This is a genomic window from Streptomyces sp. YIM S03343 (assembly GCF_054729195.1).
The window spans coordinates 155,063-168,066 of record NZ_JBPUKX010000003.1 but is presented as its reverse complement, the minus strand read 5'-3'; the positions used below and the strand labels follow the sequence as shown (position 1 = coordinate 168,066).

Genomic DNA, 13,004 nt, shown 5'->3' with positions numbered 1-13,004 from the left:
GTCTCTTCGGCATCCTGCAGAGCGGTGAGAGGGGAGACCCACCTGCGCCGTGGGTGCCCGTGGGCAGGCCCTAGAAGTTCCCCTAGAGCACCTGGCAGGAGCGCTGAACGCGCCGGACGTCGTGCCACCGTGAAGGCTGCCCCGACCCCGTCGCCCTGGTGTTTGGAGTGCCATCCATGAACGAGCCGGTACCCGCGGACGCCGCCGCCCGGATCCCCGCGCCTGCCCACGAGACTGTGGGCGCGGACGCGCGCGCGACCGAGCCCGTGGGCGGGGCAGGGGCAGGGGCAGGGGCAGGGGCGGGGGCTGTGGGCGAGGGTGCGACCACTGCCGAGGCCGCCGGTGGGTACAACGCCGCCGTCGCTGAGCCCGTCGCTGTCGTCGGCCTCGCCTGTCGGCTGCCCGGTGCGGATGGGCCGGATGCGTACTGGCGTCTGCTCTCCGAGGGACGCAGTGCCATTACCGACGCCCCGGCTGACCGCCGTCCGGCGGACGGGACGGGGGAGCCGGGCGAGGGTGCTGTCATCGGACGCAGTACCTCCGTGCCGTACCGCGGCGGGTTCCTCGATGCCCCCGGCGACTTCGACGCCGGCTTCTTCGGGATCTCGCCCCGCGAGGCTCAGGCTATGGACCCGCAGGCCCGGCTGATCCTCGAACTCGGCTGGGAGGCCCTGGAGCACGCAGCCCTCCCGCAGGCCCAGCTGCCGCACGCCACCGGCGTGTTCATCGGTGCCGACGCCGCCGACTACGCCGCTCTCGTGCACCGGCAGGGCAGCGCGGGCGTCGGCCACCACACCACCACCGGCCTCAGCCGCGGCCTCATTGCGGGCCGTCTCTCCTACGCCCTCGGTGTCGGCGGACCCAGCCTGAGCGTCGACACCGCCCAGTCCTCCGCGCTCGTCGCTGTCCAGCTGGCCTGTGACAGCCTGCGCGCCGGGGAATGCGAACTCGCCCTCGCCGGTGGCGTCCACCTCAACCTCGTGCCCGAAAGCACACTGGCCCTCGCCGAGTTCGGCGGGCTCAGCCCGGACGGCCGGTGCCACACCTTCGACGCCCGCGCCAACGGTTTCGTACGAGGTGAGGGCGCCGGTCTCGTCGTCCTCAAGCCCCTCTCCCTCGCCCTGCGCGACGGCGACCATGTGTACGCCGTCATCCGCGGCGGCGCCGTCAACAACGACGGCACCGGCGCCACCCTCACCACCCCGGATGCCGCCGCCCAGGAAGCCGTACTGCGCGCCGCCTGCGCCCGCGCCGGAGTCGCCCCCGGCAGCGTCGACTACGTCGAGCTCCACGGCACCGGCACCCGTGTCGGCGACCCCGTCGAGGCCGCCGCACTCGGCGCCGCCCTCGGCACCGACTCCGCCCGCACCGCCCCGTTGGCCGTCGGCTCCGTGAAGACCAACATCGGCCATCTGGAGGGCGCGGCCGGTGTCGCCGGGCTGCTCAAGGTGATCCTCTGCCTGGCCAACGGGCAGCTCGTGCCGAGCCTCAACCACACCGTCCCCAACCCGGCCATCGACCTGACCGGGCTCGGACTGCGCGTCCAGCTCGAGACTGCCGAGTGGACCCCGGGGGAGGTCGGACGGCCGCTGCGGGCGGGGGTGTCGGCCTTCGGGATGGGCGGCACCAACGCCCACCTGGTGCTCGAACAGGCCCCCGTGCGAGTGCTTTTGGAGGATGATCCCGTCTCCGACGGTGAACTGCCCGTCGTGCCCTGGCTGTTGTCCGCCCGCAGCCCCGAAGCCCTGCGCGCCCAGGCCGAGAAGCTCGCCGCGCATCCGGCCGCCGACGCCGACCCCCGGGACGTCGGCTGGTCCCTGCTGACCGCCCGCACCCCGCTCCCGTACCGGGCCGTAGGCACCAGCACCCACGCCGATGACATCCTCCGGCAGCTCGCGCTCGCCGTCCCGGCCGGCCCCGCCGCCGCACCCGGCACCGCCGGCCGGCCGGTGTTCGTCTTCCCCGGCCAGGGTAGTCAGTGGCTCGGTATGGCGGTCGAACTGCTCGACACCGCACCGGTGTTCGCCGAGCGGATCGCCGAGTGCGAGGCCGCACTCGCCCCGCACGTCGACTGGTCGCTCACCGCCGTCCTGCGCGGCGCCCCCGGCGCACCCTCCTTGGACCGCTCCGACGTCGAGGTCGTCCAGCCCGTCCTGTGGGCGGTGATGGTGTCGCTCGCCGCGCTGTGGGAGTCGTACGGGGTGCGGCCCGCCGCGGTCGTCGGACACTCCCAGGGCGAGATCGCCGCCGCCGTCGTCGCGGGCGCGCTCAGCCTGGCCGACGGCGCCCTCGCCGTCGCCCTGCGCAGCCGGGCGCTCGTCGCGCTCAAGGGCCTCGGCGGCATGATGTCCGTGACATTGCCCGAACCGGCGGCCCGCGACCTCATCGCCACCTGGGACGGCCGTATCTCCGTCGCCGCCGTCAACGGCCCCGGTTCCGTGGTGGTTTCAGGTGACCCCGGTGCCCTCGACGCGCTCGCCGCCGAGGCCGAACGCCGGGACGTCCGGGTGCGCCGTATCGACGTCGACTACGCCTCCCACTCCGTGCATGTCGAGGCGGTCCGCGACGAGGTGCTGCGCCTGCTCGCCCCGATCGTCCCGCGCACACCCGAGATCCCCTTCTTCTCCACGGTCACCGGCGACCGGCTCGACGGCGCCACCACGGACGCCGCCTACTGGTACGCCAATCTGCGCCAGACCGTGCTCCTGGAGCCCGCCCTGCGTGCCCTGGCCGACGCCGGGCGCACGACGTTCGTCGAGGTCAGCCCGCATCCCGTGCTGACGGTGCCGGTGAAGGAGACTCTGGCGGCGGCGAACGGCTCCGACGCCGAACTCGCCGTCGTCACCGGCACCTTGCGGCGCGGCGAGGGCGGACTCGCCCGCTTCTACACCTCTCTCGGAGAGCTGTGGGCGAGCGGCGCCGACGTCGACTGGACCCCGGCGTTCAGCGGCGGCGGGGAGCGGGAGCCGCGGAGGGTCGGGCTGCCGACATACGCCTTCCAGCGGCGCCGGTACTGGGTGGAGGGGACCCGGGACTGGGTGGAGGGGACGGCCGCCCCGGCAACACCGGCTTCCTCACCCGGTGCTCCTTCGGCCTTCGAACTGCCCGCGTCACCGACGGCTGCGTTCGTCGGCGACAGCCTTCACCTGGTGAGGGAGGGCACGGCCGTCGTCCTCGGGCATGCCGACGCGGACGCCGTGGACCCCGGCCGGACCTTCAAGGAACTCGGCCTCGACTCCGTCACCGCCGTGGAACTGTGTGAGCGCCTCAACCGGGCCACCGGACTGCGGCTGCCCGCCACCGTCGTCTACGAGTACCCGACCCCCGCCCGCCTGGCCCGCCACCTCGACGCAGTCCGCGAGGGGGGCGGCGGCGTCGACACCGCCGTCCAGGTGAGCGGCCGAGGCGTGGCCGACGAGACGATCGCGATCGTCTCGATGGGCTGCCGCTTCCCGGGCGGGGTGCGCTCCCCGGAGGATCTGTGGCGGGTGGTGCGGGACGAGGCGGATGTCATCGGCGCCATGCCGGCCGACCGCGGCTGGGACCTCGACACGCTCTACGACCCCGACCCGGACCGCTCCGGTACGAGCTACGTCTGTGAGGGCGGCTTTCTGAGCGGTGCCGCCGAGTTCGACGCCTCGTTCTTCGGCATCTCCCCGCGTGAGGCCCTGGCGATGGACCCCCAGCAGCGGCTTCTGCTGGAGACCAGCTGGGAGGCCATGGAGCGGGCCGGTATCACGCCGGACAGTCTCCAGGGCAGCGCCACCGGTGTGTTCGTCGGTGCGACCGCCCCCGAGTACGGCCCGCGCCTGTACGAAGCGGCCGAGGCGGTGGAGGGCCACCTCCTCACCGGGGTCTCGTCGAGCGTGGCGTCCGGCCGGATCGCCTACACCCTGGGCCTTGAGGGCCCTGCGGTGACCGTGGACACGGCGTGCTCGTCGTCGCTGGTTGCGATGCACATGGCGGTACGGTCGCTCCGGTCCGGCGAATGCTCGCTCGCCTTCGCGGGCGGCGCCACCGTGATGAGCGGTCCCGGCATGTTCGTGGAGTTCAGCAGGCAGCGCGGGCTCGCGGCGGACGGCCGCTGCAAGCCGTTCGCGGAGAGTGCGGACGGAACCGGGTGGGGCGAGGGCGTCGGCGTACTGCTGCTGGAGCGGCTGTCGGACGCGCGGCGCAACGGGCATCAGGTGCTGGCCGTCATCCGCGGTTCCGCCGTCAACCAGGACGGTGCCAGCAACGGCCTGACGGCTCCCAACGGGCTGTCGCAGCAGCGGGTGATCCGGGCGGCGCTGGCCGACGCGGGTCTGTCGGCGGCGGATGTGGATGCGGTGGAGGCACACGGCACCGGGACCAAGCTCGGTGACCCGATCGAGGCGCAGGCCCTGCTGGCCACTTACGGGCAGGGGCGTGAGGCGGAACGGCCGCTGTGGCTCGGCTCGCTGAAGGCCAACATCGGCCACAGCCAGGCCGCCGCCGGTGTCGCTGGAGTGATCAAGATGGTCCAGGCGATGCGGGAGGGGCTGCTGCCGAGGTCGTTGCACGGGGAGAGCCCTACTTCCTACGTCGACTGGTCCGTGGGCGGTGTCGAGGTGTTGGGGCGGGCTCGGGAGTGGGTGGGGGAGGCGGGGCGTCTGCGGCGGGCGGGGGTGTCGTCGTTCGGGATCAGCGGGACCAATGCCCACGTGATCATCGAGGAGGTCCCGGAGGCAGTTGAGCGGCTTGAGGATACGAGTGCGGACGTGGTCGTTCCGCTGCTGGTCTCGGCGCGTTCGGAGGCTTCGCTCAACGCTCAGGTGGAGCGGGTGGTCTCTTATGTGGGGGAGTCCAGGGCGCGTGCTGTGGATGTGGCGTGGTCGCTGCTGAGTGAGCGGGCGTTGTTCGAACATCGGGCTGTGGTTGTCGGTTCGGAGGTTGTGGCCTCCGGGGTGGCGACGGGGGCTGCAGGGCGTGTGGGGTCGGCGGTGTTCGTGTTCCCGGGGCAGGGGTCGCAGTGGGTGGGGATGGCGGTCGAACTGCTCGACTCCTCGCCGGTCTTTGCGGCCCGGTTCGGGGAGTGTGGGGCGGCTCTGGCGCCGTTCGTGGACTTCGATCTGGTGGATGTGGTTCGTGAGGGGCGGGACTTCGATCGGGTGGATGTGGTGCAGCCGGTGTTGTGGGCGGTGATGGTGTCGCTGGCTGCGGTGTGGGAGTCGTACGGCGTGCGGCCTTCGGCGGTCGTTGGCCACTCGCAGGGCGAGATCGCGGCGGCTGTGGTGGCCGGGGCGTTGTCCTTGCAGGACGCGGCGCGTGTCGTAGCGTTGCGGAGTCGGGCGATCATCGCTCTTGCCGGGCGGGGCGGGATGGTGTCTGTCGCGCTGGCCCGGGGCGGGGTCGAGGAGCTGATCTCCCGCTGGGGCGGCCGGGTCTCGGTTGCTGCGGTCAACGGGCCTACGTCTGTGGTGGTCTCCGGTGACGCGGACGCGCTGGATGAGCTGGTCGCGTATGCCGATACGAGTGACATCCGCGCCCGCCGTATCGAGGTGGACTACGCCTCCCACTCCGCCCATGTCGAGCTGATCCGCGACGAGTTGCTGGACATTCTTGCCCCGATCACGGCGCTTGAGCCGGACGTCCCCTTCCTCTCCACCGTTACCGGTGAGTGGCTGGAGTCGGCGGCCACGGACGCCGCGTACTGGTACACCAACCTTCGCCAGACGGTCCAACTTGAGCCCGCCGTAAGGAAGCTGGCCGCCACCCACGGTGCGTTCCTGGAGATGAGCCCGCACCCGGTGCTCACGGTCCCGGTAGCCGAGACCGTGGAGTCGACCGGCGCCGAGGCCCTGGTCACCGGCACCCTCCGCCGCGGCCAGGGCGGCCTCACCCGCCTCTACGCCTCCCTCGGCGAGGCATGGGCGCACGGCATCGCCGTCGACTGGACCCCCGTCTTCGAAGGCACCCATCCCCACCACACCGACCTCCCCACCTACCCCTTCCAGCCCCACCGCTACTGGCTCGACGCACCCAAGCCCACCGCCACCGCTGCCGCCGACCCGCTAGACCAGGCGTTCTGGAAGACGGTGGAGGAAGGCGACCTTGAGGAGTTCGCCCGCACCATCGGCCTCACCCCCGACACCGAGGCCCTGGAAACCGTCGTACCGGCCCTCTCCTCCTGGCACCGCACCCGCCGCGACCGCTCCACCCTCGACACCTGGCGCTACCGCGTCACTTGGCGTCCCCTTGCCACCGTCCCGGCGCTCACCGGCGGCGAACGACTGAACGGTGCCTGGCTGGTCGTCGTACCCGAAGCGTTCCGCGACGACCCCCAAGTCCTGGCCGTCCTGGCCGCCGTCACCGAACGGGCCGACGGCGTCAGTGTGTTGACGGTCGACACGGCGGCGGACGGTGCCGAACGCGAGCGGCTGCGCACCCGGATCGCCTCGGCGGGCGACCTCGGCGGAGTGCTCTCCTTCACCGGCCTCGACGAGCACCCGCACCCCGAACACCCCTCCGTACCATGGGGTTTGGCGCTGAGCCTCGCGCTGCTTCAAGCCCTCGGCGACGCCGGTGCCGAGGCCCCGCTGTGGTGTGTCACCCGTGGCGCGGTGGCCGTGGGCGATGAGCCGGCGCCTGCCGCTCCCGTTCAGGCGGGGGTCTGGGGGCTCGGCCGGGTTGCCGCGCTGGAGCACCCCAAGCGCTGGGGCGGGCTGGTCGATCTTCCCGAGGTCGTTGCCGACGACTCCGTGCCGGACCTGCTCATCGGTCTGCTGGCGGGTGACGGCGGTGAGGACCAGATCGCCCTGCGCGGCGGCGAGTTGCTCGGCCGTCGTCTGGTCCGTGCTCCGCTCGGCGGCGCCACGCCGCCCCGCTCCTGGACTCCGCGCGGGACCGTGCTGGTCACGGGCGGTACCGGCGCCCTCGGCGCCCGGATGGCACGCTGGCTGGTCGGCAATGGCGCCGAACACCTCGTGCTCACCGGACGCCGGGGCGCCGACGCACCCGGTACGGCCGAACTGCGCCAGGAGATAGAAGAGCAGGGCATCCCGGTCACCGTCGTCACCTGCGACATGGCCGACCGGGACTCCGTGACCGCGCTGCTGGAGCAACTGGAACGTAAGGGCGTGGCGCCGGTCCGCGCGGTCGTGCACGCTGCCGGTGTCAGCGCCCTCGGCTCCCTCGCCGACACCACTGCCGCCGACCTCACCGCCACCCTCTCCGGCAAGGTGAAGGGCGCCGACCACCTCGACGCCCTGCTCGACCCGGCCGGCCTCGACGCCGTCGTCTACTTCTCCTCCATATCCGGCACCTGGGGCGTCGCCGACCACGGCGCCTACGCCGCCGCCAACGCCGTCCTCGACGCGAGGGCCGCACAGCGCCGCGCCGCCGGGGTGCCCGTCCTGTCCGTGGCCTGGGGGCCCTGGGCGGGCGGCGGGATGATCGCCGAGGAGATTCAGGACGTCCTGCGCCGCCGCGGCGTGCCGGTCATCGACCCGGACACCGCTGTCACCGGCCTTCAGCAGGCCCTCGACCACGACGAGACGCTCATCGCGATCGCCGACGTCGACTGGCGGCGCTTCGCGGGCGTCTTCACCTCCGTCCGGCACAGCCCCCTGCTCGCCGAACTCCCCGAGGCACAGCCCGACAACGGCACCGGGACGGAAACCGAAACTGCCTCCGAAACCACCCCCGACCTGCTGCGCGACCTCGCCCGGCTCGACCCGGCAGGCCGCACGGCCGCCCTCGTGGAGCTGGTCGCCGCCCAGGTCGCCGATGTCCTCGGCCACGACAACGCGACCGCCGTCGACACCGGGCTCGCCTTCAAGGATCTCGGCCTCGACTCCCTCACCGCCGTCGAACTGCGCAACCGTCTCGGCCGCAGCACCGGCCTGAAGCTCCCGACCACCGTCGTCTTCGACCACCCCAGCATCGCCGCGCTGGCCGGATTCCTGGCGGAACGGGCCTTCGGCTCCGAACAGCAGGCCGCGACCACGACCACGACCACGACCGCGACCGCGACCGCGACCGTCACCGCGCCGGTCCCCTCCGTGTCCGACGATGAACCGATCGCGATCGTCTCGATGGGCTGCCGCTACCCCGGCGGGGTGCGCTCGCCCGAGGATCTGTGGCGGGTGGTGCGGGACGAGGCGGACGTCATCGGCGCCATGCCGGCCGACCGCGGCTGGGACCTCGACGCGCTCTACGACCCCGACCCGGACCGCTCCGGCACCAGCTACGTCCGCGAAAGCGGATTCCTCTACGACGCCGCCGAGTTCGACGCCTCCTTCTTCGGTATCTCCCCGCGCGAGGCCACCGCCATGGACCCCCAGCAGCGGCTGCTCCTGGAGACCACCTGGGAGGCCCTGGAGCGAGCTGGGCTCGACCCGAAGTCCCTGCGCGGCACCAGCACCGGCGTCTATGTCGGCCTCACCGAGCAGGAGTACGCCGCCCACCTGCGCGCCACCGAGGAGGGCGAGGCCTACCTCGCCACCGGCGCCGCGTCGAGCGTGGCCTCCGGGCGGATCGCCTACACCCTGGGTCTTGAGGGTCCGGCGGTGACCATGGACACGGCGTGCTCGTCGTCGCTGGTCGCCCTGCACATGGCGGTACGGGCCCTGCGTACCGGCGAGTGCGACCTCGCCCTCGCGGGTGCGGCCACGGTGATGTCCGGGCCCAGCCAGTTCGTCGCCTTCAGCAGGCAGCGGGCCCTGGCGGCGGACGGCCGCTGCAAGCCCTTCTCCGCCGACGCCGACGGCTTCTCGCTCGCGGAGGGTGTGGGCGTATTGCTGCTGGAGCGGCTGTCGGACGCCGAGCGCAACGGTCACCAGGTACTGGCGGTGGTGCGTGGCTCGGCGGTCAACCAGGACGGCGCGAGCAACGGTCTGACGGCTCCGAACGGCCTGTCGCAGCAGCGGGTGATCCGGGCCGCGCTGGCGGACGCCGGGTTGTCGGCCGCCGACGTCGATGTCGTCGAGGCGCACGGCACCGGTACCAAGCTGGGTGACCCGATCGAGGCCGAAGCACTGCTGGCGACCTACGGGCAGGAACGGCCGGGGACCGACCAGCCTCTGTGGCTCGGCTCTGTGAAATCCAACATTGGTCACTCCCAGGCTGCTTCGGGTATGGCCGGGGTCATCAAGATGGTGCAGGCCATGCGGTACGGCGTCCTGCCGAGGTCGCTGCACGCCGACGAGGTGTCGCCCTACGTCGACTGGTCCGTGGGCGGTGTCGAGGTGTTGGGGCGGGCTCGGGAGTGGGTGGGGGAGGCGGGGCGTCTGCGGCGGGCGGGGGTGTCGTCGTTCGGGATCAGCGGGACCAATGCCCACGTGATCATCGAGGAGGTCCCGGAGGCAGTTGAGCGGCTTGAGGATACGAGTGCGGACGTGGTCGTTCCGCTGCTGGTCTCGGCGCGTTCGGAGGCTTCGCTCAATGCTCAGGTGGAGCGGGTGGTCTCTTATGTGGGGGAGTCCAGGGCGCGTGCTGTGGATGTGGCGTGGTCGCTGCTGAGTGAGCGGGCGTTGTTCGAGCATCGGGCTGTGGTTGTCGGTTCGGAGGTCGTCGCCTCCGGGACCGCGGGGCGAGTGGGGTCGGCGGTGTTCGTGTTCCCGGGCCAGGGAGCGCAGTGGGTGGGGATGGCGGTCGAACTGCTCGACTCCTCGCCGGTGTTTGCTGCCCGGTTCGGGGAGTGCGCCGCCGCGCTGAGCCCCTTCGTGGATTGGTCGCTGGTGGAAGTGGTCCGTGAGGGGCGGGACTTCGACCGGGTGGATGTGGTGCAGCCGGTGCTGTGGGCGGTGATGGTGTCGCTCGCGGCCGTGTGGGAGTCGTACGGCGTGCGGCCTTCGGCGGTGATCGGTCACTCGCAGGGTGAGATTGCGGCGGCTGTGGTGGCCGGGGCTCTGTCGCTCCAGGACGCCGCGCGTGTCGTGGCGCTGCGGAGCCGGGCGATCATTGCGCTTGCCGGGCGGGGCGGGATGGTGTCCGTTGTGCTGACCCGGGACGGGGTCGAGGAGCTGATCTCCCGCTGGGACGGCCGGGTCTCTGTCGCTGCCGTCAACGGGCCTACGTCTGTGGTGGTCTCCGGTGATGCGGACGCGCTGGACGAGCTGGTTGCGTACGCCGATACGAGTGACATCCGCGCCCGCCGTATCGAGGTGGACTACGCCTCCCACTCCGCCCATGTCGAGCTGATCCGGGAGGAGTTGCTGGAGGTTCTGGCGCCGATCATGGCGCTGGAGCCGACGGTGCCGTTCCTGTCGACGGTCACCGGTGAGTGGCTGGAGTCGGCGGCCACAGACGCCGCGTACTGGTACACGAACCTCCGCCAGACGGTTCAACTGGAGCCCGCAGTACGTCAATTGGCCGCCCCTCACAGTGCGTTCCTCGAGATGAGCCCGCACCCGGTGCTCACGGTCCCGGTAGCCGAGACCGTGGAGTCGACCGGCGCCGAGGCCCTGGTCACCGGCACCCTCCGCCGCGGCCAGGGCGGCCTCACCCGCCTCTACGCCTCCCTAGGCGAAGCCTGGACCCACGGCATCGCCGTCGACTGGACCCCCGTCTTCGAAGGCACCCACCCCCACCACACCGACCTCCCCACCTACCCCTTCCAACGCCACCGCTACTGGCTGGCTGCCCCGAAGCCCACGGCGACCGCCACCACCGCCGCTGACCTGCACGACGAGGAGTTCTGGACGACCGTCGACGGCGGTGACGTATCCGCCCTCGCCGAAACTCTCGGTCTCCCGGACACCGGGTCGCTCGAAGCCGTCGTACCGGCCCTGTCCTCCTGGCACCGAGCCCGACGGGACCGCTCCACGCTCGATGGCTGGCACTACCGGGTCGCATGGCGCGCGCAGCCCGAACAGACCCCTTCTGCCACCGACTTGGACGGCACCTGGCTCGTCGTCGTCCCCGAGGGACATAAGGACGACGACGGCCTCCTGACCGCCACCGCCGATGCTCTGCGCACCGCGGGCGCACGCACCGTAGAGCTGACCTTGCCCGAGTCCGAAGACCGCGCCGAACTCGCCGACCGGCTCCGCGGAGCCCTCCCCGACCACGTACCGGCGGTAGGCATCCTGTCCCTGCTGGCCCTGGACACCGAGCCGGGTGACCATGGTCCCGGTATCGCCTCCCGCGGTCTGCTCGGCACGATGGTGCTGGCCCAGGCGCTGGAGGACGCAGGGATGTCCGGTCGGCTGTGGTGCCTGACCCGGGGTGCGGTGTCCATCGGTGAGGGTGACGCGGCTCCCGACCCGGCGCAGGCCGCCGTCTGGGGGCTGGCCCGGGTGATCGGGCTCGACGCACCCGACCGCTTCGGCGGCCTCGTCGACCTGCCGACCGGCGGACTCGGAACCGCCGTGGACCACCTTCCGGCGCTGCTCGCCATCCCGGACGGGCCGGACGGCGGCCGGGAGACCGAGTTCGCGGTACGGACCGCGGGTATCAGCGTGCGCCGCATGATCCGTACATCCTCAGACGCCGACACGGCCGCCTCCGCTTCCCCCGCCGAAGCCGAGGCATGGCAGCCCCACGGCACCGTACTCGTCACCGGTGGTACCGGCGCCTTGGGCGCGCATGTCGCCCGCTGGCTCGCCCGCAACGGTGCCGAACACCTGGTCCTCACCAGCAGGCGCGGCCCGGAGGCTCCCGGCGCTGTCGAACTGCGCGACGAGCTGACGGAGTCGGGCTGCCTGGTGACCCTCACCGCCTGCGATGTCGCCGACCGGGCCCAGCTCGCCGCCCTGCTCGACGACATCCCCGGCACCGCCCTGACCGCCGTCGTCCATACGGCGGGCGCGGTCGAGGACGCCCGGCCGCTCGGCGAACTGACGCCCGACGACGTCCTCGCCGTGATGCGCGCCAAGGTGCGTGGCGCCCGGCACCTCGACGAACTCCTCGCCGACCGGCCGTTGGACGCGTTCGTCCTGTTCTCCTCCGGCGCCGGCGTCTGGGGCAACGGCGGACAGGCCCCGTACGCCGCCGCCAACGCCCACCTCGACGCGCTCGCCGAACAGCGCCGCGCCCGCGGGCTGCCCGGCACCTCCATTGCGTGGGGTGCCTGGGCGGGCGGCGGCATGGTCGATGACTCGGTCGGTGAGCAGTTGCTGCGCCGCGGTGTCCCGGCCATGGACCCCGAACTCGCGGTCTGCGCGCTTCCCGGGGCCGTTCGTACCGGCACGTTGGTCGTCGCCGACATCCGCTGGGACCGCTTCCTGCCCGCCTACTGCGCCGCCGGGCACCGTCCGCTTCTGGACGAGGTGCCCGAGGTGCGCGAACTCCTCGTGGCGCGCGAGGCCGAGCAGCGCTCCGACATACCGGAGGACGGGGCCGGTTCGGGCGCTGCCAGCCTGCTGGCCGAACTCGCCGCCCTGCCCGAGGCCCGGCGTCTCCGGAAGTTCGTCGAGCTGATCCGCACCCATGTCGGCGCGGTCCTGGGCCATGGTCCGGGCGACACCGTCAAGGCGGGCCGGGCCTTCCGTGACATGGGCTTCGACTCTCTGACCGCGGTGGAACTGCGCAACCGGCTCAGCAAGGCCGTCGGTACCCGGCTGTCGGCGACGATCGTCTTCGACCACCCCACGCCGAACGCTCTCGCCGACCACCTGGCAGCGGAACTCCTGCCGGCCGCAACCATCGAGGTCGGCCCTGTATCGGTACCCGCCCCCGCCCCCGGCCTCGACCAACTCGAGGCTGCCTACCGGCAGTCGACCGACCCCGCGGCACGTCACGCGCTCACCGAGGCACTGCGCACCCTGCTGGACACCTGGACGGCGCCTGACCGCTGTCCCGGACCGGGCTCGGTCCCGGTCGACCTGCACCCGGAGGACCTACATCCGAAGGACCTGCACCCGGAGGACCTGAATCCGGACACAGACCCAGAGCCAGGGACGGCGGTCGACGAGGAACTGCTCACCGCCTCCGACGAGGACATGTTCGACCTGATCGACAGGGAACTCGGGATCTCCTGAGCGGAACCCCGTCACGGCTCCCGATTCTCGAAGGGCTGACTTTCGCCATGGCACATATGGAAA

The 13,004-nt window shown here is 72.2% G+C and carries 1 protein-coding gene; it reads left to right on the top strand.

The features are described from left to right. Window positions 1-176: 176 nt before the first annotated feature. Window positions 177-12,941: a type I polyketide synthase gene (locus tag ACSYGN_RS40930; RefSeq protein WP_460405988.1), complete on the top strand. Its 12,765-nt coding sequence runs from the start codon at window positions 177-179 to the stop codon at window positions 12,939-12,941. Window positions 12,942-13,004: the final 63 nt, after the last annotated feature.